This window comes from Romboutsia sp. Marseille-P6047, assembly GCF_900604535.1.
Taxonomy (GTDB): Bacteria; Bacillota; Clostridia; order Peptostreptococcales; family Peptostreptococcaceae; genus Romboutsia_E.
Window position 1 is genome coordinate 203,622 of record NZ_UWOT01000002.1, and the last position, 25,686, is coordinate 229,307.

A 25,686-nucleotide genomic window follows, 5' to 3' on the forward strand; every position below is an offset into this window, starting at 1 on the left:
AAAGGCTATAAATATTGATTTAAAATCTTTATTTATAGCCTTTTTGTATAGAAATTAATATTTTAATTACATATTAATCTTTATAATAATACAATTACAATTAGATGTATAGGATAAAACCAATAAAACATCCATCTTACAAACTTATTATTAACTCAAAGTTTACCATTATACATAAGTATTGGAACTATTGCAAAACCCATCATCCATTGATAACCTCATAAAGTTATAGCCTTTATAAAATCAGGTACTATAACAACAATTAATTCAAATAAATTCATAAAAATATTATTTAACTAAGGAAATAGAATAATAATTTAGGGAAATATAAAACATATTAATAAAACAAATAAGTGAGGTGTATATCATGGAAAATATACTAAAATACTACTTAATGCCACATCCACCACTAATAATCCCAACAATTGGAAAAGGGCAAGAAAAAACAATTCAAAATACAATAGATGCTTGCAATAAAATAGGAAAAGAAATAGGAAATCTAAAACCAGAAACAGTTGTAATTATAACTCCTCATGGAACTATGTTCTCAGATGCCATTGCAATATCAAATGAAGAATATATAAGAGGGGATTTTGGACAATTTAGAGATTTTGATACTCAAATTGAAGGTACAATAGATAAAGAATTTAATGAAGGATTAATTAACATTTGTGAAAGAGAAAATATATCAGCAGCAGGTGTAGATTCTAATCTTCTTAGAAGATTTAATAGAGATTATGAATTAGATCATGGTGCAATGATTCCTATGTACTTTATAAATAAATATTATAAAGACTATAAAATAGTTCATATTACATATGCAGCTCTTAGCGATATTGAATTATATAAATTTGGAATGGCAATAAAAGAAAGTGCTAAGAACTTAAACAAAAAAATAGTATTTATAGCTAGTGGTGATTTATCTCATAGATTAAGTGAAGAAGGACCATATGAATACTCTCCAGAAGGATCTAAATTTGACAAAGCTTTATTAGAAAATTTACAAAGTGGAAATGTATTAAATGTATTTAATATGGATAAATATGCAGTCCAGTGTGCAGGTGAATGTGGACTTAGATCTGTATTTATTATGCTTGGAGCAATGGATAAAGAAAAAGTAAACGGAGAATTATTATCTTATGAAGGACCCTTTGGTGTTGGATATGGAGTTATGACTTTTAATAATGAGTTAAAAGATGATAGCATTTTAGAATCATTAATAAATATGAAAAGAGAAAAATTAAATAAAAAAATATTAAGCTCTAACCCCTATGTTAAGTTAGCAAGAGAAAGTTTAAATCATTACTATAGTAGTGGAACTCTTATGGCAAAACCATCAAACTTACTAAAAGAATTAAGTGAAGAAAAAGGTGGAGTTTTTGTATCATTAAAAAAATTCAATAACTTAAGAGGATGTATAGGTACTTTTTTACCAACAACAGACTCTATAGCAGAAGAGATTATAACTAATGCGGTACAAGCAGCTACACAGGATCCAAGATTCACAAGGGTAGAAGAAGATGAATTAATAGATATTGATATATCTGTAGATGTATTAGAAAGACCACATAAAACAACAAAAGAAGATTTAGACCCTAAAAAATATGGAATAATAGTTAGTCAAGGATATAAAAGAGGACTATTACTTCCAGATTTAGAGGATGTAGATACAATAGAAGAACAGATTCAAATTGCTTGTGATAAAGCAGGAATAGATTCTAATGGAGATTATGAAATAGAAAGATTTCAAGTTACTAGATATAAAGAAGGTGATTAAATGGATGAAAAACTAAGATTCTATAAATCACAGGAAGGTTATGTAAAATGTGAGCTTTGTCCTCATAATTGCTTATTAAGTGAAAATAAGTTTGGAGTATGTGCTCTTAGAACTGTAAAAAATAATATACCTATTGTTATAAATTATGGAGAAGTAACTTCATTTAATGTAGATCCAATATAGAAAAACCACTTTATCATTTTAAACCAGGAAGTGAGATTTTATCTGTAGGGACTTTTGGTTGTAATATGAAATGTAGCTTTTGTCAAAATTATGAAATATCACAAAATAAGCCACAATCAAAATTTACAGACATAGATGAATTAATAAATTTAATTGTAAATATACCTGATAATGTAGGGATAGCATTTACTTATAATGAACCTTTTATGTGGTATGAATATATATATGATGTGGTTAAGAGAATAAAAGAATATGATAAACATATTAGCGTTGTTTTAGTCACTAACGGATATGTAAATAAAGAACCTTTAGAAAAAATACTTCCATATATAGATGCAATGAATATAGACTTAAAAGGATTTACAGATAGATATTATAATAAAATTTGTAAAGCAGATATACAGCCGGTATTAGAAACTATAAAAATAGCAAGTAAATCAACTCATGTTGAGATAACTACCTTAATGGTAAGTGATGAAAATGATTCAGTAGAAGAAATAGAGTATATTGCAAAATTTATATCGAGTATAGATAAAAATATTCCTCTTCATTTAAGTAGATATTTTCCAAGATATGAAATGAAAAACCCACCAACTATGGTTGAAAATATAATGAAAGCAAAGGAAGTGGCTAAGAATTATTTAAATTATGTTTATGTAGGGAATATTGCAGGTGTAGATAATAATACTTATTGTCCTAATTGTGGATATAATTTAGTTAACAGAGATGTTTACTTGACTCAAGTACATATTCATGGACATAAGTGCCCTAGTTGCAAAGAATATATAAATATAGTATTTTAATGATTTATAATTTTAAATCTATTATATTATGTGGTTGATAAAGTAGGCTAATTGAACTCGTAAAAATTTTAAAATAGAAAAAGTAACAATAAACAGCCTTATTAATATGATAAATATAGTCATTAGAGAATATAGTTCATTTATAACCTCATAATAAAGCTACTATGAAAGGAGTCAATTTAATGAGAAAAATTGTATTAATAAGGCATGGTCAAAGCTTATGGAACTTAGAAAATAAATTTACAGGATGGACTGATGTAGACCTATCAGAAAATGGATTAATAGAAGCTAGAAAGGCTGGAAAAATTCTAAGTGAGTACGGATACGAATTTGATATGGCATACACATCAGTTCTAAAAAGATCTATAAGAACTCTATGGATAATACTTGATGAGATGAATCTTATGTGGATACCAGTCTATAAATCTTGGAAATTAAATGAAAGACATTACGGAGCTTTGCAAGGTTTAAATAAAGATGAAATAGCAAAAAAATATGGAAAAGAGAAAGTTAAGCAATGGAGAAGGTCTGTAAATATTGCACCACCATCATTAACAATAGATGATAATAGATACTCAGGAAATGATACTAAATATAAACATTTGCCAAAAGATAAAATACCATTTACAGAAAGCTTAAAAGATACAGAAAAAAGAGTAATAGAAGAGTGGTATGATGAAATAGTATCTAGTTTAAAATATAATAAAAAGATTATAATATCTGCGCATGGCAATACTTTAAGAGCTTTAGTAAAATATCTAGATAATATAGAAGATGATGATATTGAGAATATGAATATACCAACAGGAATACCTTTAGTATACGAGTTAGATGATGACTTAAAACCAATAAGACATTATTATTTATCATCAGAAGGGGAAGTTGAAGAAAAAGAAACTGCTAAGTCTATATAATAAAAAAATCCCCTTAAAACTATTTTAGTATTAAGGGGAAATACTTTATTTGATAAGGTGATTAAATAAATAACATAATGTTGATTTAACTGTTCTTGCTAAGTACATTACTTTATATTATTATAAATCTATAACATAAATCATAGGGGGGGATACAGTGAATAAAGAACTTAATAAATCAGTTAAACATTATACTATAGAAGACTTAGAAGAAATACTAGATAAACTACCTTATCAAATATGGTTAAAAGATGAAGATGGAAAGTATGTATACATTAATAAATTAGGAATAGAGAAGGTTGGATTATCTAAAGAAGACATAATAGGCAAGTCTGACTATGATATTAGAGATTATAATATAGCAAAACAGTGTGCTGAAACAGATAGAGTTTTAATAGATAAGAACCATGATATATACAATGAAGAACAGAGCAATATAGATGGACAGGATATATATCATAAAGTACACAAATTTATAGTAAACCAAAATACTACCAAGAAAAATCTTATAGGTGGTATAGCAGAAGAGATAAGTTTAGATAAAAAAATACAATTGGAATTAGAAAGCAACCTTTTAAGTTATTTAGATGAAAGTAAAATTGAAGATGATTCTAAAAATATTTTACATTCTACATTAGTAAGCTTAAAGAAATTTATAAAATGTAAAAATATAGAAATTTTTTTATATGATGAAGATAAAAAAAAATTTCAACTTATATTTAAGTGAAAATAAAGAAGAAAGTAAATTTAAAGAAGGATCACAAATACATATAAATGAAGAAATAGAAAATAAACTATGCTCTAATGAAGTTTATGAAAATAGATACTTTGAAATACATGAAAGTATATCTAAGTTGCAAAAAGATAATATAAAAGATAATTTAAAAATTAAAAGTATGAAATTAGCTAATAAGCTATTTGGACTAGTATGTATATCTTATGAAGAAGAAATATATAATACATGTAAGGATGATTCTTATTTGGAAGAAATTTTAACTAAAATAAGTATTATAATAAAACAAATAGAAAATAAAGATCAAATATCGTGCATAAATCAGAAAAAAGATGAATTAGAGTCTATAATTGAATTAGAATCTATAAAATCAGATTTCTTTGCGAATATTGTATCTCACGAATTTAGAACACCAGTTAATATAATACTTTCTATTGTACAGTTAGTAAATTCATATATTAACAGTACAAATTCTAATATTAGTAAAACAAAAATGACAGAATATTTAAAAATATTAAAGCAAAACGCATATAGATTGTTGAGGTTAGTTAACAATATTGTAGATACAGCAAAGATAAGTAATAACTCATATGATTTAAGATTAGAAAATCACAATATTATTAGCATAGTAGAAAATATAACTATGTCAACTGTAAGATATGCCAATGACAAAAGATTAAATATAGTCTTTGACACAGATAAAGAAGATGTAATATTAGCTTGTGACTCAGATAATATTGAAAGAATAATGTTTAATTTAATATCAAATGCAATCAAATTTTCATATTGCAATACTGATATAGAAATAAAAATAAAGACGGATTTAGACTTAAATAGATTATTTGTATCTGTCAAAAATTATGGTCAAACAATAGACGAATGCGATAGAGAGCGTATATTTGGAAAGTTTACTCAAATAGATGATTTATTTATTAGAAAGAATGAGGGTAGTGGTATAGGATTATTTTTAGTTAAAAAATTTGTGGAAATGCATAGTGGTAAAATATATATAGATAGTATAGAAAATGCTACTCAGATAACATTTTATTTACCTATATATACTATAGATGAAGAATATGTATATAATCAAAAAATAGGTAAAAATGATATTATAGAAAAGTGCGATATTGAACTTTCAGATATATACATATAAAAAGAAAACTACTTTAAGTATTTTGGTGAAATAAAATACAAAAGTAGTTTTCTGAATATTTTTATAACATCTACTTATATATAAATATATGTTATAATTAATCTACTAAATACATACTAAGACTATAATATTATAAGTAAAATAGTCATTATTCGATCTTTAAACTATTATTATTGCATATTCAAAACTTATAGGAATTTTTACCATTTTGGAGGAATTATAGAGATTATTAGAAATATTATTTTATTTATTAAAGAATAATAAATCTACAACTAAAGAGCTTTCTAAACATTTTAATGTATCAATGAAGACCATACAAGAGATATAGATAAATTGACTATTTTAGGTATACCAATAGTTACGTATAGAGGTGGTAATGGTGGTATAGAGTTAGATAAAGATTATACTATACATAAAGGATTTATGACTATAGATGATTATAAATCTTTAATAATGTCATTTATATATCTGAAAAAAATATTAAAATGTAAATACGTCTCTATTATAGAAAAAATGTTAATGATAGATTCTAAAAAAAGTTAAATATAATTTAGACAAATTAAAATCATGTTTTGTGATTGATTTAGAAAACAATGATATAGACATATTTAATGAAGTATGCATTAGAATTAACCAAGCATTAGATGCTGGTAAAGCTATTGAAATAATAGTAGATGAAAAGAAATATGAAACATTACCAATATCATATATTTTAAGAAAAGAAGGAATGTTTTTATATTGCTATAGTGATGATTATATGTTAATTAAGATAAATAAAATATCACAATCTAAAATTATAGATAAAATAATCAATAAAGATTTAATTGAATATATAAATAATAAAAATGATATAAAAATGATTATATGAATTAAAAAGTCTCTATATAGAGACTTTTTTTATTATATTAATATGCATTAATGATTTTACAAAAAAATACAAAATTATCCAAAAAAATACTTTTTTATAATGAATAAGACTCTATATGTCATATTAATTAAATATAATTAAAACCTGTTTGAGTATTGTAAGGGTTTTAAGATGGTTTTTCTATAAAATTATTATATATTTTATAGTTCAGATTAGTTAATTATTTAGTAATTATAGATACAATCACTAGGAATTTATTATGTGAAGGAGGCGATTATTATATTATTTGCAAAAAAAATAAATATTAAATTGATTATCATCGCTAGTATATTTATGATAATATTCATCTTAGCAAATAGCTTCTTCGTAGATTCTATTCTAGATAAAAGTATTGAACTTACTTGTAATGTTTACCATAATCAAATTTCTAGTAGAATAGACGAAGAAATTGACCTCTTAAAAATTAGTACTGAAAAAATAGCTAATGATAATAAAATTATAAATATTTTAGATGAAAACAGGAGCTTCGAAGAATTAAGTAGAGAAGAATCTGAATTGATATTAACTGAAATTAATGCATTTGAAGGAGTTTTAAAGTCATCAAGTTTTGTTAAAACAATTAATATTGCTAGTTTATCAGGAGAGTATTTATTTTCTAATGGTGTAGTATATGAAAATTTTGACTTTACTGAAAGACCGTGGTTTAATAAAGGACTTCTAAATAGTAATAGTAAAACAATTATAACTGATATGCATAAGGATTATAGTACAAATTTAGAAACTATAGCAATTATATCATTCATTTATTCTGATGATAATGAACTTTTAGGGGCAGCCGTTTTGGATATATTTGTAAAAGATTTACTAAAATATTCAAATACATCTTTTTACTCAGGAGACTTAAATACATATATTTTGAAGAATAATGAAATACTTTACTCAGAAGATGGAGAAATAAAAGATAATAAATACATAAATAACCATAATAATTATTATATTAGTAATAATAAAGATTACCTAGGTAATGGAAATTATTTATTATTTTCTTTTAATAAGTTTTCTATTAAAAATAATCCATATATGAAATTGGTTATTGAATCAACAACGATTATTTTATTTGCAATAGGTATATTTATATCAATAGCATTAGTAGTAGCAATACGATTAGCATTTAAGCCTGCATTAAAATCAATTGAAAAGTTAAGATATATATTAAATTATTTAGATGAAGGTAAGATTTCATTTGAAAATAAAGATGAATTTAAGCAATTAGAGATAATTTCAGATTCTTTAGGTAAGAGCTTTGATAAAAAAGTTCAATCTCTTATTTATTATGATGAATTGACTAATTTACCTAATAGAAAACAATTAAAAATAATTTGCAATGAATTAATAGATAGTAAAACTAAGTTTGCATTAGTTTTTATTGATTTAAATAAATTTAAGATAATAAATGATGTGTATGGACATTTAGTTGGAGATCAATTATTAGTTAAGTTTAGTAATATTATGAAGAATGCTTTGAATGATAAAGGCATTATTACTAGATATTCTGGGGATGAATTTGTAATTGTATACAAAGACTTCAAAGATGATTTAGAATTTATGCATTACTATAAAAGTGAGATTTTATCAAAATTTAAAAAGCCTATAGAGATTAATAAAGATGTTAAAACATTTATTGACTTTTCAACAGGTGTAGCAGTTTATCCTAGAGATGGTTTGGATGTTGATGAATTAATTAATAAAAGTGATTTTATGATGTATAAAAATAAAAAAGATAATATTAATCACCAAATATTATTTTTTAATGATGATACTTACATGGATATGCTGTATATTGAAACCATTAAAAATGAATTAACATATGTATGTGAAAGAAATGAACTTATATTAGAGTTTCAACCAATCTATGATGAATATAAAAAAGTAAAAAAGGCTGAGGCTTTATTAAGATGGAACAGTAAAAAACTAGGTTTTATACGACCAGATAAATTTATTAACTATGCAGAAGAGACTAGGGATATCATAAAAATAGGATACTGGGTGATTGAAGAGGTTTGCAGATATATCAAGAATAATAATTGGAATATAGAAATTAGTATCAATGTATCGCCTATTCAATTGATGGAAATTAATTTTGATAAAAATGTAAAGAAAATTATAGAAAAATATAATGTAAGCTATAACAAACTTTGCTTTGAAATTACAGAATCTGTTATATTGGAGAATAATGATACTGTTTTTAAAAATATAGAATCTTTTAGAATGAAGGGGATTAAGATAGCGTTGGATGATTTTGGAACTGGCTATGCATCATTTAATTACTTAACCAAGTATTCATTAGATATTTTAAAGATAGATAAGGTGCTTTTGGATAATGCTTCTCAAAATGATTTTGAGATTATTAATCATATAAAAAAGATCTCAAATATATTAAATATGAAGGTAATTATTGAAGGAGTAGAAACTGAAAGTCAATTTAAAAAACTAAAAGAAATAAAATGTGACTTATTTCAAGGATATTATTTATCAAGACCATTAGGAAATGAAGAGTTTTCTAAACTTTTAGAGAATATAGATTATTAGTATTTAATATGAAAATCCCCCCTATAAAATTAGTTTTTTATAGGGGGATTTTTTAAAGACATAGATACAATAAATAAGGGGAGAAAAGTTAGTCTATACTGTTATTGATACAAATAAGAAGGTAATAGTTTATGATGATTAATATATAATTACATATTAAATGTTATAAATAGTATAACTATTGTTATTATAAAAGGAGAAAAGAACACTATTTTTCCTTTAACACTACCTATATTAACAGTCCAACCTATACCAAATCTTTTCTGAACAAATAAAGATGGATCATTAGGGTTATTATATATACTTCCAAATATCCAATTATCATCATCATCTACAGAATAAACCGCAGTTTTATACTTACTTGGTGATTTATAATACAAGTATGTTTGGTAAATAGAAGATACAACTAATAATATTGTAGTAGTCCACATTATATAAGTATTCACACCACTAGCATTAGCTGTAGCAATTAATATATTAATAAATAAAATCTGACATGATCAGTTTAATATAAAGAAAGTAAAGGCAATTTTACTTAAATAATTTAAATGAGCTTTTTTACTTTCATTAATATTAACATAACTTAACTTAGCTCTACTTTTTAAAGAGTTTACAGAACTAGTATATATTATTATTCCAATTCCTATACTCATAAGCACAATTCCAAATACACTGAAAAATGATTTTTGTGAAAATGCATCTGGCTGACCACTAAATCCCCAGTGAGTAGGTATAATGTCAGGTAGTGAATTATATTGAGTAGATAAATATATTGATACTAGTATATTAACTATAAGTGGAGCTAAAAATAGAATTGAGTATTTTTTTATAATTCTATTTTTTTCATTAATAAAATCTGTATCTAGTATAATTTTAGTTCTTTGTAGCTCTAAATCGTTTATTTCTAACGATAAATCTTTTTTTTTAGTTTTTACTTTATTATGGATATATACAAATATAATAAATTGATATATACAAAATCCTAATATTGGAATAATAGAAGAAGCTAAATAAGCTTTAAATATATAAATACTAATTAATGTAATTATTATAAATGCAATAAATCCTATAGTAAGAAGTAATTTAAATTTTTTATCTAAACTTTTAAATTCTTCTTTTGTAAAATAATCACTATTTAAACTAACACTATAAAACTGTCTTTTTCCACTTAACGCTTGAGTAAAGTACATCATTACATACACAACAATAACATTGGAATATTTATCAAAACTGCTAAAGTACTATTTATAATCTTTCACCCCATAACTATCAAATAATTTATTACAATAGTCTATAAATTCTTCCTTAGACCTACCTAAAAGATAACTCTCGGCAGTTAATAGTTCTAATGTAGATTTGATTTTTTCAACATTGTCATCTTTTTTTCTAAAGGAAGAGTATTTACTATAGCGCCTTTTCTTCTATCGATATTTATATATCCCTCATCTTTAAGCAAGTTATAGGATTTATTTACAGTATGAAGATTAACTCCTATTTCTTCGGCCATATTTCTAACAGACGGTAATGATTCGTTCAGTTTTAAATCACCAGTTGCAATAGATTTTATAATTTGTTCTTTAATTTGTGTATATATAGGAATATCACTGTTAAAATCTAAGTTTAGTATCATTTTATCACCTCTTATATTACATAATATATTTGTTATATATACAATATAACAATATAATGAGGGATTGCAAGTAAATTGATAATTATCATAATAAAATAGATAATATAAAGTATGACATAGAATATCAAAATAAATAGCAAAAATTGTAAAATTGTAGTGAAAATGATAAAATATATAAAATATGAAACTATAGAGAATTAATAGTTTTGGATTTGTAAGGGGGATATTAATTATAGATGAAATCGATATTTAATAAATTTGATAGCTATGTACTAGTAATCAAATATGATGGAAGTATAATTTTTGCAAATGATAAATTATTAAAAAAATTAAAATATGAGGAAGAAGAATTATACAATTTTAATATACAAGATATTTTAGTAACAAAATATAATGAAATAATAAATATATTAGAATACTCAAAGGATACAACTATTGATTTAAGCCTTTATTCAAAGTCTAAAGAAATAATAAAAGTTTATAGTGATATAAGTGTTGATTATTTTAAAAAGAATAAGGAAATTTTTATTATTTCTAAAGATATAAGACATAAATATTATACAATTGAAGATTTAGAAAATTTACTTGATAATTCAGGAATGATGATCTATATAAAGGATAAAGATTCAAGGTATTTATATGTAAATAAATCACTTTCAAAAATCTCACTAGTAAATCAAGAAGATATGCTTGGATTATCAATGCAAGATTATCTTCCAAAAGATTTATATAAAATTCATCAAGAGAGTGACAAAGAAGTACTTAGACTAAAACAGGATAGGCACTATAATCAAAAAATAACAATTGATGGTGAAGAAGTTTGGTATTATGTATATAAGTCTCCTATATATGATGAAAATGGAGATTTTAAATATATGACATCTACAATTAGAGATATAACAATAGAAAAAATATTAGAGGATGAAGTTTACAAGAGTTATACTCAAATAAATAATTTAGATATAAATAATCTTAATAATATAGATATGTATAATTTATTAAAACATATAGGAGAAAAAATAGTAAGTGCAACTAACGCAGATGGACTTTCCATACTATTATATGATAAGGATGAAAAATCGCTTATACCATACATTAAGCTTGCAGGTGCACTAGAGGGACTTAAGGGTATTGATAAAATACCTATAAGAAATGATGAAGAATATAAAAATATGATATATGGTGAATATGATGGATTAAAGTTAGTAGATGAATATTCAATTAAATATGATTTAAATGAAGATTATTTTAAATCTGTTAAATATATAGGCTCATATAAAATTCAGCTATATGATGAATTTATAGGAATATTAAATATATCTTATAAATATGATTATATACCAACATACAATAGAGATGATATCATGAGATCTATGTGTAATGGAATAGCTATGGTCATTAAAAATTGTAGACTTTCAGAAGAAATCAAAAATGAAAATGAAAAAAGAAAATTAGTAGAACTAGAATTAGAAAATTATCTAGATATAGCAGCAGATTTGGTTTCTACCTTTGATAAGAATGGAAAATTTCTAAAAGTAAATGAAAATTGGACTAAGCTACTAGGATGGGATAAAGAAGACTTAATTAATAAATCATATGTAAATTTTGTACATCCAGATGATGTAAATAACTATAGATCATTTAAGAATATGAAAGATACAACAGCTACTTTAACTAATAGATATATACATAAAGATGGTAGATACATATGGCTAGATTGGAACTTCAGATATGATGAGAAAAAAAGTATAATTATAGGAACTGCAAAAGATATTACAGAACAAAAGGATATGGAAATTCAAAAGAGAAAGTTAGAAGAGAAAATTCATTTAGAAAGAATTAAAAATGAATTCTTTGCTAATATATCACATGAATTTAGAACACCTATAAATATAATTTTAGGAACAATACAATTGATTAAAAAAAATATAGAAAATAATAACATAGGAATAGAAAACTTAAATAGGCATTCAGATACAATAAAGCAAAACTCATATAGGCTTTTACGATTAGTAAACAACCTTATAGATATAAGTAAAGTAGATATTGGATATTATAATTTAAAGCCTTCAAATCATAATATAATAAATATAATAGAAGATATAACCCTATCAGTAGCTGACTATATAGAACATAAAGATATAAATCTGATATTTGATACAGATACTGAAGAAGTAATAACCTCCTGTGATCCTGATAAGATAGAGAGAGTAATGTTAAATCTTTTATCTAATGCTATTAAGCATACACCTGAAGATGGAAGTATAGAAGTTAATATAACTACTGATGATGATAACATAATTGTATCAGTAAAAGATAGTGGTGGAGGTATTCCATCAGATAAGCTAGATATTATATTTGATAGATTTAGACAGGCAAACAATCTTTTAACACGAAGATGTGAAGGTAGTGGTATAGGTTTATCTTTAGTAAAGGCAATAGTTGAGATGCATGGTGGAAAAATACAAGCATATAGTTCTATTGGAAATGGAACTGAATTTGTTTTTAATATACCTATTAAGTTATTAGATAATAAAAAAGAATATGAATATAATTATGATAGTAAAGATTTTCAGATAGAAAAATGTCACATAGAGTTCTCAGATATATATAGTTTGTAGTATAAAAAAGAAGGAGTAATTTAACAATTAGAAATAGAATATAGATGTAACATATAAAGAAAGGGTGTGGTAAAAATACTTAGAAAAACAGTGAGTTTTGATAAAAGTAATATTAGTGAGTATAGGATGCCAAATGAACATTTTATATATCATATCACACCGGTAATAGGTATTAAGAAAAATACAGAAGAAGATAAAGTAGAAGAAATAATAGACGTGATAGAAGGTAATAAAGGTCTTAAGAACATTTTACTTTCAATAATAGTTGGTATATCAATGATATATAAGATACCTGTATGGGTCATTGAGTATTCACCAGTAATATTAATGGAAATTGAGAATTTAATATTAACTATAGGAAGGATGATGGGTATTTAATAAACTAAGAAAAGGTGTAGTAAAATTTTGTTTACTACATCTTTTTTAGTGTATATTTAATAATTTTAAAGTTATGGTATAATAAAATAGAAATTATTAATAAAAAGGGGATAATATTATGAAAACTTGTACTCAATGTAACAATAAGTTTACATTTATAGATAGATTAAAGTTTCTTTTCAATGGACATTTAAAGTGTACACATTGTAATGCAGATTATAGATCTGAAGCAAATATATATAGGGAATATACATTTTACTATACTTATGTTGAATATATTTATATTTAATTATGTTATTATTTTAAATGATTTCTTAGAACAAACTATTGTGCAAGTATTAATAATAACTATAACTTTTCCATTGTTTGATTTGCTACCTAACAGATGGCAGAAATACAAAAGAGTTAATTAGAATTTTATAGTTAAAGAAGCTTAATAAAATTATTTTATTAAGCTTTTTCTATTGTTCAAATGAATACATTTTTATTCATACCTATGTAAAATCATACACTAATTATAACATATTGTTAATTTATAAAACACTCATAAAAATAGTGCTTAACACTTAATGCCAAGCACTATTTAAAGAAACCTACGCTAGTTAAAATTATACCTATTACACTTAGGCTGACTGCCTAGTGATTATAATATTAAGAAGGATTATAACAATATAACCTTTACTAATAAATATGGTCAACAATGCAAAATTTTAAACTAATTAAGTTTAATTTAGTTATAAAAAAATAATGATCTGATTTAAATCAATGTTAACAATTATATAATAAAAAATAAATACGCAATTGTTATATATTACAAATTAAAGTCCAACAAATATAACTAACTTCGTATTATATTAAAATTATTTATAATATAAGCACTATATTAAAACATAGCCTACAATTTAATAATTACTTTACCATTAGTATGTCCATTAGCAACTAATTTTAATGCTTCGCCCGCTTCTTCAATAGTAAATATACGTGAATCTATTGAAGGTACAATGTTATTCTCTTCAACAATTCGCGTAATTTCTTTTAATTGTTCTCCGTCAGCACGTACAAAAATAAAACGATATTCCTTTTCTTCTTCTCTAGCTAATTTATCATATTTTGCACCCGCAAGTGAGAATAATTTTCTCTTCAAAAATGGAAATCCATTTTTTTCAGCAAAATTTTTGTTTGGACCTGTACGCAAACTTAATAATCGACCACCTTTTTTTAGAATAGACAGTTCCCTTTTAAACTCCTTAGGACCAAGAGTATCTATTACAAAATCAACTTCATGGATAACTTCCCAATAATTCTCCTTAGTATAATCTAAATAACTATCAACCCCCAACTTCATCATTTGTTCACGAGCTCTTGCATTACCAGAAACAATAACACTAAGTCCCATTGATTTAGCTATGGGAATAGCCATTTGTCCAAAGCTTCCAGATCCACCTGGAATAAATACAGTTTGTCCTGCTTTTGCTTCTAACTCTTCATGTAATCCTTGATAGGCAGTTAAACCTGTTAATGGGACAGCAACTGCCTCTTTAAAATCAAGATTTTTGGGCATATGACTAATGGCATCAGTATTAACTGCTACATATTCAGCAAATGCTCCTATTTTATCTATCGGAAGGCGAGAGTATATTTTATCTCCTTTTTTGAATTTAGTAACATTTTTGCCGACTTCCTCTATTATTCCAGATAATTCATTTCCTAATGTTAGTGGCATATTATAGTCTTGAATTAATTTTACACTTCCCGTAAGAATTAAAATTTCTAATGGATTAACAGCAGCTGCTTTAACTCTTACTAAAACTTCATTATCACTAATTTTAGGAATAGGGATATCATTAATCGTTACATTTATATCTTTTGAATATTTATTAATTTGTACAGCTTTCATATATTTCCTCTTTCTATATTAAATCAATATATTAGATTTATTCTTCCTGTAATTACTTGTTCTCTATTCTTCATTGTATGTATAATTTTTAGAGTTTAGCTAACATACCTTTTCAGATTTCTTGTGATACTATTTTTTTATTAGTTTTCTTCGGAATCCAAGATATTATATAATTTGTATTTTCAGGAACCTCAATATTATCTTGTGATAATTTTTCAAACTTTCCAGACAAACCATTTTCTAATGTTGTTTGATGGAAATGACTTAAACCTATACCAACATCAACTTTCTTTATAAGTTTTTCTTCTGGTTTTGCATTAGCTTTATGAGTTTCATAAAAATGATAAACTTCTCCTTTTTTTAGAACTCTCCATGGTTGTGCATTAGTAGCTGAAGGAGCTAAACGAAGCATTTCCAAAGAAGCAGCATATTCATTAGCATCTTGCTCAGTTAAAGGAGTTAAAAAGTTATCCTTAAAGAAAATATCTTTCCATGGTTTTCTCTGATCTGACTTCATAGTCTTACGCATAACTGATTCTCTTAAGCTTCTTTTTGAAGCTGGATATCCTACAGGGGAAATAGCTGGGAATAAATCACTTTCTTTAATATCCATAGCAGACATAAAGTTATCACGACTAAAAGTTGCTGCTAACCATACTGTTCCAAGTCCCATATTAGTTGCATATAAAATTAGGTTTTCAAACTCATATCCTGCTGCTTCAAGACCTAGTTCAGTATTTTCTACTGATACTCCTAGGAAAGTAGTAGCTCCTTTAATAACTCCATAAGTTCCTAATTTTTTGCCTTTAGCATCTAAATCTTTATCTATAATATGAAAATTTACTTTCACTCCAAATGGATTTGTTAAACTATCAGCATATGCCATAAGTTTTTCTTTATCTTGTGTAGAAAGCTTTCTTTCTTCATATGATCTTACACTATTACGTTTTTTTATAGTTTCTTGTACTGGAATATTTATTTTCATTTTTTACCTCCACACAATTAGTATTTTAATTAATTTCCTTGATAATCATACTTAAGCACTAAATCTGCTAAAGTATATTTTGACATAATATCTTTTATTCCTTCGCGTACAGCATTATAAGGCTCTTCTAAAACATCATGTATCTTACAACCAACTGGACATTCAGGAGATGGATTTTTGTGTATTCCAATTAAATTTTCTAGTGAAGTTGGATCAACTGCATTATATACATCAAAAATCGTAATTTCTGATGGACTCATCGCCAATTCTGCACCTGCAGAACCTCGGCGAACCTTAATAATTCCTGCTTTTTTTAGTGATCCAAATATGTTACGAATAATAACAGGATTAGTTCCTGTACTATTTGCAATTATTTCGCTTGTTACCTTAACTTTATCTGAGAACATTGCTATTGATATTAGAATGTGTATCGCTAAAGAACATTTTGTATTGATTTTCAAAACTTATCCTCCTGTTATAATAAAAATTAACTAACTTGTAATGATTGATATTACAACTTAAGTGATATGATAATATCATATTATTATTTTATTTGCAATAAAATAAATTTTAAAGATTATTGGATTATAGTTAATTAGTGATAGAGCCTGATTTTTTTATGTATTACTGTAATGATATATTTAGGAGTTTGTACAAATTAATATCCTGTAACAAAACAAAATATGCAAATGGAGGAACTTCTTCTTCTAACAAATACCATAAAACTGCTACTGATCATGGTATGAAATGTGCCATAAAAATGACTGAAACTGCTGCTAAAAAGAAAGGTTATGTAGCTTGTAAAGTTTGTTATTAATGTTAATCTAATGATTTTATTTAGATAGAGAATATGATAAATAAAGATTAATAATTTGTAGAAGATATTTAATAAACAATATTAATATATTACGAACAATTTATAGTAAGTTATATATGTAACCATATCTTATAATTCAATGTATTGAAAAGTCTAAGGTGTGGTTGTTTTTATGCCACATTTATCACTAAGAGGTGTAACATAGCCAAAATAAAAAAGATGTACTACCATACAAATCATAAAAAAGTATTACAAAAAGTATAATTATAACAGAAAAAATAATAAGGAGGTTACACATGAGTAAAAAAGAAGCCAATGAATTCTTAGATTCACTAAAATTAAACGAATCTCCAACAAATGAAGAATTTTATCAAGCAATACTATCAGCATATATGGACAGAACAAGACAAGTATACTTTATATGGAAAAAAATCAAAGAATTATACCCAGACATAGATGCAAATAAAATTATAAGAGAAGGATCATGGGACTTTGGTTTATATCAAGGACAAAAAATATTAGAAAAATACGGTTATGAAAACATAGGTCCAAAAGAAGCTATAATGGGTCAAACATCAAAAGGTGGAGTAATGGTATTTGACCAAGAAATACTAGAATTTACAGATGAAAAAGCTGTAAAAATGTTTAACCAATGTCCTCATGTAAAAGCTTTAACAGAACTTGGACTAAGTAAAGAAGAAATAAAAATGTTTTGTAGAGATATGTTAGGTCAATGTGACTATGCAATTTGCCATCCTTTCTCTAATGTAGAGATAGAGTTTCCAACAACAGTAGCAGATGGAGAAGGAAATGGATGTGCTATGACAATTACTAGAGTAAAAAAATAAGGTGGTGTAAGTATGAGAAAACCTACAAAAACTGAAGCTATTATACCCATAGTAGCAATGTTTGTATTATTAGGTGTAGGATATGGATACTATAAATTACCGATACAAGTTTTATTATTATTAGCAGCATTTATAGCATTTTTAGTAGGAAAAAGAGTTGGACTTGATTGGGATACTATGATGAGTGGAATAACAGAAAAAGTATCTAGTTCTATGATATCAATATTTGTAATGATATGTGTAGGTGCACTTATAGGTACTTGGATAGTATCTGGTGTAATACCAATGATGATATATTATGGAATTAAGTTAATTAATCCAAGATTTTTGTTAGTAACTGCATTTATAGTAACTGCAATAATATCAGTATTTACAGGCACTTCATTTGGTTCAGCAGGTACAGCTGGTGTAGCAATAATGGGTATTGCATATGCTCAAGGTGTTCCATTACCTTATGCAGCAGGAGCTGTTATATCAGGCGCTGTATTTGGTGATAAGCTATCTCCATTTTCAGATACAACAATACTAGCACCAATTGCAGTAGGATGTAATTTATATGATCATATAAAACATATGATGTATACTACAGGAGCAGCAACAATACTAAGCTTAATCGTTTTTACAATAATAGGATTTAACACACCTCATAGTCTATTATCAGATAATGAAAAAGTAACACTTATGCTTACAGGGCTTAGTTCTATATTTAAATTTAGTTGGTTATTAATAATACCACCAATAATAGTATTTGTTGGTGCATATACTAAAAAGCCTATAATACCTATGTTATTACTATCTTCAGTAGTAGCAGTACTTCTTGCTATATTTGTTCAAGGATTTAGTATAAATACAGCGTTAGATGCATTAGTAAAAGGATTTAGTGTAGATATGCTTCAAACTAGAGGAGTTGATACATCTTCTATTGTACCTGAAATTGCAACACTTTTAAATCGTGGTGGAATGGTGGGTATGATGTCAACTGTATTACTTATATTGTGTGCTTTTTCATTTGCAGGTATTGTTAGTAAGGTTGGATGTATGGAAGTTATTTTATCTATGATAGTTTCTAAGGTTAAATCTGTTGGTAAACTTATTTTATCTACAGTAATAGCAACAATACTTATGTCTATATTTACAGGTAGTTCTTATTTAGCTATATTAATTCCAGGAGAAATGTTTAAGGATTTATATAAAAAGTGGGGACTCCATGCTAAGAATTTATCTAGAACATTGGAGGACTCTGGTACTTGTGTAGTTCCACTTGTTCCTTGGTCAATTGCAGGTATTTACATGTCCACAACTCTTGGTGTTCCAACTCTTGAATATCTTCCATTTGCAGTTCTTTGTTATTCTAGTTTTGTTTTTGCTATAATATTTGGATTTACTGGATTCTCCATTGCTAAGATTAAAAATAAAGATTAATATGTATGGTAAACAAATCGATGAGTAAATTAGAGGAAAATGATGAGGAATTTATTAAGTGACTTTATAAAATAGAGAAGTATGGAGTGATATTTTGTTACTTTATACTTCTCTTTTTTATTTAATTTATATGTATGTTTTTAATTATAAAAATATAAAGTAATATCTTCCGATTAAAAGGGAAATAAGTTGAACTTTTGGAAAACGTTAACTTAAGTTATTATAATAATATAAAAACTATAAGGGGGAGAAAAAGATGAAAAACTTAAAAGTAAAAATATATGCAGATGGAGCAGATGTAAATTCAATGTTAAAAGAATATGATAAAGGTTTAGTGAAAGGATTTACAACAAACCCTTCTTTAATGAAAAAAGCAGGAGTAAAAGACTATAAAAGTTTTGGAAAAGAGGTTGTATCTAAAATAACAGATATGCCAATATCATTTGAAGTATTTGCAGATGATGAAGAATTAATGATAAAGGAAGCTAGAGAAATAGCTACTTGGGCTGATAATATATATGTAAAAGTTCCAGTAGTAAATACAAAAGGTGAATTTAATAAAAATGCAATAAATGTATTAGCAAAAGAAAATGTAAAATTAAATATAACAGCAGTATTTACAATTAATCAAGTTAAAGATATATTAGAAAATTTAGAAAAAGATAGTCATGCAATAATTTCAATATTTGCTGGAAGAGTAGCTGATACTGGTGTTGATCCAATGGACTTAGTAAAAGAATCAGTTGAGTTAGCAAAGGAATACAAAAATGTTGAGATATTATGGGCTAGTTGTAGGGAGTTATACAATATATTCCAAGCAGAAAACTCAGGGTGCCATATAATTACTGTTCAAAATAGTATATTAGATAAACTAGATAATGTAGGAAAAGATTTAACTAAATATTCTGTAGAAACAGTTCAAGACTTCTTCAAAGATGCTAACAGCTTAGGATTTTCAATACTTTAAAATAGGGGTAGTAAAATGATTGATAATTTATTAAATGAAGAAAATGTAGATGTAAATGTAGATGTAAGCTCATGGCAAGATGCCATTAAAGAAGTTGGAAAATTATTATTACTTAACGATAAGATAGAGAAAAGATATATTGATTCAATGATAGATACAGTAACAAATATGGGGCCATACATAGTAATGGCTAAAGGGATTGCAATGCCTCATGCTAGACCAGAGCATGGAGCTAAAGAAACTTCATTATCAATAATAACATTAAAAGAGCCAGTTGAATTTGGGAATGAAGATTTTGATCCAGTAAGAATGGTTATAGGTTTATCATCAGTAGATAGTAAATCTCATCTAGAGCTACTATCAGATCTAAGTAATATTATGGACGATGAAGATTTAATAGAAAAAGCTAAAGATTGTAAAGAGAAAAGTGAATTAATTTCATTAATAAAAAAAGTATACGCAGAAAGTATATAAATTTGGGAGGAATTATAATGAAGATAATAACAGTATGTGGAAATGGAATAGGAAGTAGTTTAATGTTAGCAATGAAGATACAAGAATTATGTGATGCAGAAGGAATATCAGCAGATGTAGAATCTTGTGATGCAAACTCTGCACCAGGAAAAACTTGTGATTTATTTGTAACAGTAAAAGAATTAGCTCCAAACTTAGATCAAAGTAAAACTTTAATTGTAAGAAGCTATACAAATAAGAAAAAGATAAAAGAGGACATATTAGAAGAGTTAAAAAATAGATCATCAGCATTAAAATAAAAATAATAAGGGGTGATTAAATGAGTAGCATATTAGGATTTTTCAATGACTTTTTAAGTCAACCAGCTTTACTTATGGGTCTAATGTCATTTGTAGGATTAGTAGCATTAAAAAGACCAGGTCATAAGATTATGTCAGGAACATTAAAGCCTATACTAGGATATTTAATGCTGGGTGCAGGGGCTGATTTTATCACAGCAAACTTAAATCCACTAGGTGAAATGATACAAGCAGGATTTCATATAAACGGAATTATACCAAATAATGAAGCTATAACTTCTTTGGCACAAACTATATTAGGTGTAGAAACAATGTCCATATTAATAGTAGGACTTTTAGTAAACTTAATAGTAGCAAGATTTACAAAGTTTAAGTATATATTCTTAACAGGTCATCATAGTTTATTTATGGCATGTTTATTATCAGCAGTTTTACAAACAGCAGGATTTAATGGAGCTGTATTAATAGCTGTAGGAGGTATATTCTTAGGAGTAATAAGTGCTATACTTCCAGCTATAGGTCAAAAATATACTCTTAAAGTTACTGATGGTGATGATATAGCAATGGGTCACTTTGGTAGTTTAGCTTACTATATATCTGCATGGATAGGTTCTAAAGTAGGTAAACCAGAAGATAGTACTGAGCATATAGAAATACCAGAAAAATGGAGTTTCTTAAGAGATACAACTATATCAACAGCACTTACAATGATGGTATTTTACTTAATAGCAGCTATTGCAGCTGGTCCAGAATTTGTAGCAGAAATATCCGATGGAACAAACTTAGTGTTATTTGCATTAATGAGTGCAATGAAGTTTGCAGTTGGAGTTACAATAGTATATTCTGGTGTTAGAATGATATTAGGAGATTTACTTCCAGCATTCCAAGGAATCGCAATGAAGGTAATACCAAATGCAATACCAGCAGTAGACTGTGCAGTATTCTTTACTTATGCACAAACAGCAGTTGTTATAGGATTTGTTTCAAGTTTTATAGGCGGTATAATAGGAATGTTAATATTAGGTGCTGTAGGTGGAGTTTTAATAATACCAGGACTAGTACCACACTTCTTCTGTGGTGCAACAGCAGGTATATATGGTAACTCAACTGGTGGTAAAAAGGGTGCAATAGTAGGATCATTTATAAATGGATTATTAATAACATTTATACCAGCATTATTACTTCCAGTGCTAGGAAACTTAGGATTCCAAAATACAACATTTGGAGACTTTGACTTTGGTGTAATAGGTATATTAATAGGAAAATTATATGAATATCTAGGGTCTATAGGAGTACTTGGATTATTAGTAGTATTAGTTGCATGTGTTATAGTTCCTAACTTTATGAAAACTAAAACTAATGTAATAAATAATTACTATGAAGATGAAGAAAGTGAAAACATATAGTTAAATATATAATACTTAATAGCAAGGCTTTATAGCCTTGCATTAAGTGCTTTGGGGAGAGAATAGCATAATGTTAAATTCAAGATGTATAAAAATTTTAGAGTTATTATCTAAAGAAGATAAAACATATAGTGTAGATCATATAGCCAATAAATTTAATGTTTCTAACAGAATGATTAGATATGACATAGATTCTATAAATGATTATTTAAGAAAGCATAAAATTAATGAGATAGAAAAAAAGCCTAATTCTCCAATAAAGCTAAATATAAGTAAAAAAGAAAAAGAAGAAATTGAAGAATTAATAAAAAACATCAATATACAAACATATATACTATCTAATAGTGAAAGATGTGGACTTTTATTATATGAACTTCTAAGTTTGAATAATGAGTGTACATATTCTTATCTTCAAGATAAGCTAGGTGTAAGTAAAAGTACAGTAGTATCTGATTTGAAAAAAGCGAAAGAATGGTTAAAACAATATAATTTAAATATAGTTAAATCAAGTAATAAGGGGATTTTAGTTGAAGGTTTAGAAGTTAATATAAGAAGAGCTATAGCGGACTTATTAATAGCAAATAATGAATATAATGTAATGATAACCTTAGAAAAATTGTATACAAAGGAAAATTCTGATACAATAAAAAATTTTAGAAAAATAAAACTATCATCTACTAATATAGAATATATAAAGGGCTTAGTTAGAGAATTAGAGGTTAGTTTTGGAACATTTTCAGATAATGATTTTATGAATATAGTAATTTATATTTATATAATAGTTAATAGAAATATAGATAAAAGGTTTATTGATGATAATACATATAAATCAATAGAAAGTGAATATGCAAAAGAGCATATTGAAGTATGCAAACTTATTGAAAAGCTTAATAGTAAATTCTCATTAAACATAGATAAACAAGAAATAAGCTACTTATCATCAATTATATTATCATCAAGTAAAAATAATAAAAATATATTTGAATCTAAAGACTATCTAGAAGCAAGTAGTTTAGCAAATTTAATAATACTTCAAATAAGAAAGCAATATATAAAAGACTTTAGTATGGATTCCAAGTTATATAAATCATTCATAAATCATATAAACAATTTAATATTTAGAATAAAGTTTAATACATTTACTTATAATCCTATATGTGACTCTATAATGAAAAACTATAAAGAAAGTTTTTAATTTCGAAAATATTGCTAAGATTATAGAAGAGAAATTTAATTGTGAAGTTAATGATGATGAGATAAGTTATATAACTATGTATATATATACAGCTAAAGAAAATATGAAAGATAAAACTAAAGATGGTAAAAAGAATATAATAATAGCTTGTAATTCAGGATTTGCGACAGCTAGATTATTAGAATCTAGAATAAGTAATATATTTGATGTAAATATAGTAGCAATAACATCAATACATGATATAAATACATATAAAGAAAATGAAAATATAGATTATATAATATCAACAACAGAGATAAGTGATTGCTATTTTGCTCCAGTTATAACTATTCCTGCCATATTTAATGATAGTGATGTTAATAATTTAAAACAATATTTTAGTTATAAGATTAATAAAGAGAAAAACTATACTATCACTGATTTAATAAAGATAATAGAAGATAGTTGTGTAATAAAAGATAAGGATAAATTGGTGCAAGATATAGAGAAATATTTGAAAACAGGTAGTAGGAATTTTAAGAGTATAAAGCATTGTATAAATAGGTCTAATATACAATTAAATATAGATGCAAAAGATTGGGAAGATGGTGTAATAAAAAGTGCCAAACCATTAATTGATGATAATATAATTGAAGAAGGCTATGTTGATGCAATAATTGATAATATACATAAGCTAGGGTCTTATATTGTTGTAGATGATATGATAGCTATGCCTCATGCAAAGCCAGGAAATTATGTAAATGATTTTGGAGTATCCATAACTACTTTTAAAAATCCTATTAAAATTGGGACTTATAATAATATAAAAATATTTATAACTATATCAAGTCCTAATAATGATAGTCATATTGACTTTATTACACAGATTATGAAGCTTATTGATAAAGAAGAATTTATAAATTTATTAGAAAATTCATCTTCAAGTGATGATGTTTTAGATTATATTAATTATATATAGGCTTACTAGTAAGTAGTTTAAATTTTTTTATATACAATATTAGGATTATTATCAACTGATATGAGTTTTAAGTTTAGATAAAGTACTCAAAATAAACAAGTTTTAAACTAAAACTATGAAAAGAGAAAGGATGAATTCATATGAGTTCATCCTTTTTTTATACTTTAATTAAAAAAAGGGTGATATCACTTAATTATAATCACTATCTAAAGAAATTTACGTTTGATAAAATATATTAAGATGATAAATATATAATGATAATTTAAGAGATGAAATAAAAAAAGGGAATATAATATTAGGGGCAGGTGCAGGAACATGATCTTTAGCAGGACTTTTACCATATGGAGATGCTAATCAAATAGTTGTAGAAATGGGAGATGAAGTATTACCTGTTGTTAAATATACGCCAGTATTAGCTGGAGTTTGTGGAACAGATCCATATTAGTTGCTCATATGGGTCTTACTACTAAAGGTACTATAGGTGCAAAAACTGCACTTACATTAGATGAAAGTGTAAAAAGAGTTCAAGCAATAGCTGATGCTGGTAAATCTGTAAATCCAGATATAATTGCAATTTGTCATGGTGGTCCTATAGCTGAGCCATGTGATGCAGAGTATGTAATTAAGAGAAATACTGGTGTTGATGGTTTCTTTGGTGCATCTAGTATAGAGAGACTTGCTACTGAGTCTGGAATTAAGAATCAAGCTGAGGCTTTTAAAAATATAAGTAAATAATTATTGATGAAAAAGAGTGATTAAATAGATTATT

The 25,686-nt window shown here is 25.8% G+C and carries 30 protein-coding genes and 1 pseudogene; 25 read left to right on the plus strand and 6 right to left on the minus strand.

Annotated features, from left to right (window positions below; genetic code table 11):
- Positions 1 to 367: 367 nt before the first annotated feature.
- The 10 genes from amrA (at position 368) to EIH23_RS02925 (ending at position 9,020) form a co-directional block, all read left to right on the plus strand.
- The gene (amrA, locus tag EIH23_RS02885; protein WP_122638717.1) at positions 368 to 1,777 is read left to right on the plus strand and encodes an AmmeMemoRadiSam system protein A; all 1,410 of its coding nucleotides are present in this window, start codon (positions 368 to 370) and stop codon (positions 1,775 to 1,777) included.
- Complete coding sequence (locus EIH23_RS16820; RefSeq protein ID WP_330566165.1) at positions 1,778 to 1,960, plus strand: hypothetical protein; 183 nt, start codon at positions 1,778 to 1,780, stop codon at positions 1,958 to 1,960. It abuts the gene before it with no gap.
- A 35-nt stretch (positions 1,961 to 1,995) separates the two neighbouring features.
- Entirely contained in the window at positions 1,996 to 2,763 is a 768-nt protein-coding gene (locus EIH23_RS02890; protein ID WP_334294983.1) for a radical SAM protein, read from the plus strand.
- A 182-nt stretch (positions 2,764 to 2,945) separates the two neighbouring features.
- Positions 2,946 to 3,677 carry a 2,3-diphosphoglycerate-dependent phosphoglycerate mutase gene (gpmA, locus tag EIH23_RS02895; protein WP_122638718.1) on the plus strand — a complete coding sequence of 244 codons (732 nt, stop codon included), beginning with the start codon at positions 2,946 to 2,948 and terminating at the stop codon, positions 3,675 to 3,677.
- A gap of 157 nt (positions 3,678 to 3,834) precedes the next feature.
- On the plus strand, positions 3,835 to 4,404 hold the full coding sequence (locus tag EIH23_RS02900; RefSeq protein ID WP_164488965.1) for a PAS domain S-box protein: 570 nt from the start codon (positions 3,835 to 3,837) through the stop codon (positions 4,402 to 4,404).
- Positions 4,364 to 5,563, plus strand: a complete 1,200-nt coding sequence (locus EIH23_RS02905; protein ID WP_122638720.1) for a sensor histidine kinase — start codon at positions 4,364 to 4,366, stop codon at positions 5,561 to 5,563. The genes EIH23_RS02900 and EIH23_RS02905 overlap by 41 nt, the downstream gene beginning before the upstream one ends.
- 235 nt (positions 5,564 to 5,798) lie before the next feature.
- Positions 5,799 to 5,891, plus strand: a complete 93-nt coding sequence (locus EIH23_RS17155) for a hypothetical protein (protein WP_122638880.1) — start codon at positions 5,799 to 5,801, stop codon at positions 5,889 to 5,891.
- A 5-nt stretch (positions 5,892 to 5,896) separates the two neighbouring features.
- The gene (locus EIH23_RS02915; protein WP_122638721.1) at positions 5,897 to 6,106 is read left to right on the plus strand and encodes a hypothetical protein; all 210 of its coding nucleotides are present in this window, start codon (positions 5,897 to 5,899) and stop codon (positions 6,104 to 6,106) included.
- A gap of 31 nt (positions 6,107 to 6,137) precedes the next feature.
- Complete coding sequence (locus EIH23_RS02920) at positions 6,138 to 6,431, plus strand: hypothetical protein (protein ID WP_122638722.1); 294 nt, start codon at positions 6,138 to 6,140, stop codon at positions 6,429 to 6,431.
- 261 nt (positions 6,432 to 6,692) lie between these two features.
- Positions 6,693 to 9,020: a bifunctional diguanylate cyclase/phosphodiesterase gene (locus EIH23_RS02925; RefSeq protein WP_122638723.1), complete on the plus strand. Its 2,328-nt coding sequence runs from the start codon at positions 6,693 to 6,695 to the stop codon at positions 9,018 to 9,020.
- A 149-nt stretch (positions 9,021 to 9,169) separates the two neighbouring features.
- Here EIH23_RS02925 and EIH23_RS02930 read toward each other — a convergent pair whose 3' ends face one another.
- From EIH23_RS02930 to EIH23_RS02940, 3 genes are all read right to left on the minus strand, one after another.
- Positions 9,170 to 9,451, minus strand: coding sequence for a DUF5808 domain-containing protein (locus EIH23_RS02930; protein ID WP_122638724.1), 282 nt, complete (start codon positions 9,449 to 9,451; stop codon positions 9,170 to 9,172).
- A gap of 69 nt (positions 9,452 to 9,520) precedes the next feature.
- Positions 9,521 to 10,213, minus strand: coding sequence for a DUF1648 domain-containing protein (locus EIH23_RS02935; protein WP_122638725.1), 693 nt, complete (start codon positions 10,211 to 10,213; stop codon positions 9,521 to 9,523).
- A gap of 152 nt (positions 10,214 to 10,365) precedes the next feature.
- On the minus strand, positions 10,366 to 10,650 hold the full coding sequence (locus EIH23_RS02940) for a GntR family transcriptional regulator (protein ID WP_306666830.1): 285 nt from the start codon (positions 10,648 to 10,650) through the stop codon (positions 10,366 to 10,368).
- Positions 10,651 to 10,886: 236 nt separating this feature from the next.
- Here EIH23_RS02940 and EIH23_RS02945 point away from each other — a divergent pair, with 236 nt between their 5' ends.
- The 3 genes from EIH23_RS02945 to EIH23_RS16180 all read left to right on the plus strand — a co-directional run bounded on the left by EIH23_RS02945 (position 10,887) and on the right by EIH23_RS16180 (position 13,938).
- Positions 10,887 to 13,271 carry a PAS domain-containing sensor histidine kinase gene (locus EIH23_RS02945; protein WP_122638726.1) on the plus strand — a complete coding sequence of 795 codons (2,385 nt, stop codon included), beginning with the start codon at positions 10,887 to 10,889 and terminating at the stop codon, positions 13,269 to 13,271.
- A 66-nt stretch (positions 13,272 to 13,337) separates the two neighbouring features.
- Entirely contained in the window at positions 13,338 to 13,649 is a 312-nt protein-coding gene (locus EIH23_RS02950; RefSeq protein ID WP_147515870.1) for a hypothetical protein, read from the plus strand.
- A 118-nt stretch (positions 13,650 to 13,767) separates the two neighbouring features.
- Positions 13,768 to 13,938 carry a hypothetical protein gene (locus EIH23_RS16180; protein WP_164488966.1) on the plus strand — a complete coding sequence of 57 codons (171 nt, stop codon included), beginning with the start codon at positions 13,768 to 13,770 and terminating at the stop codon, positions 13,936 to 13,938.
- 606 nt (positions 13,939 to 14,544) lie between these two features.
- Here EIH23_RS16180 and EIH23_RS02955 read toward each other — a convergent pair.
- The 3 genes from EIH23_RS02955 to EIH23_RS02965 all read right to left on the minus strand — a co-directional run bounded on the left by EIH23_RS02955 (position 14,545) and on the right by EIH23_RS02965 (position 16,992).
- Complete coding sequence (locus EIH23_RS02955; protein WP_122638728.1) at positions 14,545 to 15,546, minus strand: NADP-dependent oxidoreductase; 1,002 nt, start codon at positions 15,544 to 15,546, stop codon at positions 14,545 to 14,547.
- Between the two features lie 112 nt (positions 15,547 to 15,658).
- Complete coding sequence (locus EIH23_RS02960) at positions 15,659 to 16,531, minus strand: nitroreductase family protein (protein WP_122638729.1); 873 nt, start codon at positions 16,529 to 16,531, stop codon at positions 15,659 to 15,661.
- Positions 16,532 to 16,560: 29 nt separating this feature from the next.
- Positions 16,561 to 16,992, minus strand: coding sequence for an RrF2 family transcriptional regulator (locus EIH23_RS02965; protein ID WP_122638730.1), 432 nt, complete (start codon positions 16,990 to 16,992; stop codon positions 16,561 to 16,563).
- Between the two features lie 188 nt (positions 16,993 to 17,180).
- Between EIH23_RS02965 and EIH23_RS16185 the strand changes: the two genes are divergently transcribed.
- The 12 genes and pseudogenes from EIH23_RS16185 to EIH23_RS16825 all read left to right on the plus strand — a co-directional run bounded on the left by EIH23_RS16185 (position 17,181) and on the right by EIH23_RS16825 (position 25,652).
- The gene (locus EIH23_RS16185; protein ID WP_164488967.1) at positions 17,181 to 17,348 is read left to right on the plus strand and encodes a hypothetical protein; all 168 of its coding nucleotides are present in this window, start codon (positions 17,181 to 17,183) and stop codon (positions 17,346 to 17,348) included.
- Between the two features lie 296 nt (positions 17,349 to 17,644).
- Positions 17,645 to 18,196 (plus strand): hypothetical protein, encoded by a 552-nt coding sequence (locus EIH23_RS02970; protein ID WP_122638731.1) that lies wholly within the window; start codon positions 17,645 to 17,647, stop codon positions 18,194 to 18,196.
- 12 nt (positions 18,197 to 18,208) lie between these two features.
- Entirely contained in the window at positions 18,209 to 19,618 is a 1,410-nt protein-coding gene (gene nhaC, locus EIH23_RS02975) for a Na+/H+ antiporter NhaC (RefSeq protein WP_122638732.1), read from the plus strand.
- A gap of 256 nt (positions 19,619 to 19,874) precedes the next feature.
- Positions 19,875 to 20,585 carry a transaldolase gene (locus tag EIH23_RS02980; protein WP_122638733.1) on the plus strand — a complete coding sequence of 237 codons (711 nt, stop codon included), beginning with the start codon at positions 19,875 to 19,877 and terminating at the stop codon, positions 20,583 to 20,585.
- Between the two features lie 15 nt (positions 20,586 to 20,600).
- Positions 20,601 to 21,059 (plus strand): PTS sugar transporter subunit IIA, encoded by a 459-nt coding sequence (locus tag EIH23_RS02985; RefSeq protein ID WP_122638734.1) that lies wholly within the window; start codon positions 20,601 to 20,603, stop codon positions 21,057 to 21,059.
- 17 nt (positions 21,060 to 21,076) lie between these two features.
- Positions 21,077 to 21,358 carry a PTS sugar transporter subunit IIB gene (locus tag EIH23_RS02990; protein ID WP_122638735.1) on the plus strand — a complete coding sequence of 94 codons (282 nt, stop codon included), beginning with the start codon at positions 21,077 to 21,079 and terminating at the stop codon, positions 21,356 to 21,358.
- 20 nt (positions 21,359 to 21,378) lie between these two features.
- Entirely contained in the window at positions 21,379 to 22,764 is a 1,386-nt protein-coding gene (locus EIH23_RS02995; protein WP_122638736.1) for a PTS ascorbate transporter subunit IIC, read from the plus strand.
- A 70-nt stretch (positions 22,765 to 22,834) separates the two neighbouring features.
- Positions 22,835 to 23,959, plus strand: a complete 1,125-nt coding sequence (locus EIH23_RS03000) for a BglG family transcription antiterminator (RefSeq protein ID WP_122638737.1) — start codon at positions 22,835 to 22,837, stop codon at positions 23,957 to 23,959.
- 10 nt (positions 23,960 to 23,969) lie between these two features.
- Positions 23,970 to 24,035: pseudogene (locus EIH23_RS17160) on the plus strand (hypothetical protein); the annotation flags it as partial.
- Complete coding sequence (locus tag EIH23_RS03005) at positions 24,036 to 24,917, plus strand: PTS sugar transporter subunit IIA (RefSeq protein WP_122638881.1); 882 nt, start codon at positions 24,036 to 24,038, stop codon at positions 24,915 to 24,917.
- Positions 24,918 to 25,287: 370 nt separating this feature from the next.
- Entirely contained in the window at positions 25,288 to 25,362 is a 75-nt protein-coding gene (locus EIH23_RS17070; protein WP_334294984.1) for a hypothetical protein, read from the plus strand.
- Positions 25,341 to 25,652: a phosphoenolpyruvate hydrolase family protein gene (locus tag EIH23_RS16825; protein ID WP_330566166.1), complete on the plus strand. Its 312-nt coding sequence runs from the start codon at positions 25,341 to 25,343 to the stop codon at positions 25,650 to 25,652. Before EIH23_RS17070 ends, EIH23_RS16825 begins: the two co-directional genes overlap by 22 nt.
- The last annotated feature ends 34 nt before the right edge of the window (positions 25,653 to 25,686 follow it).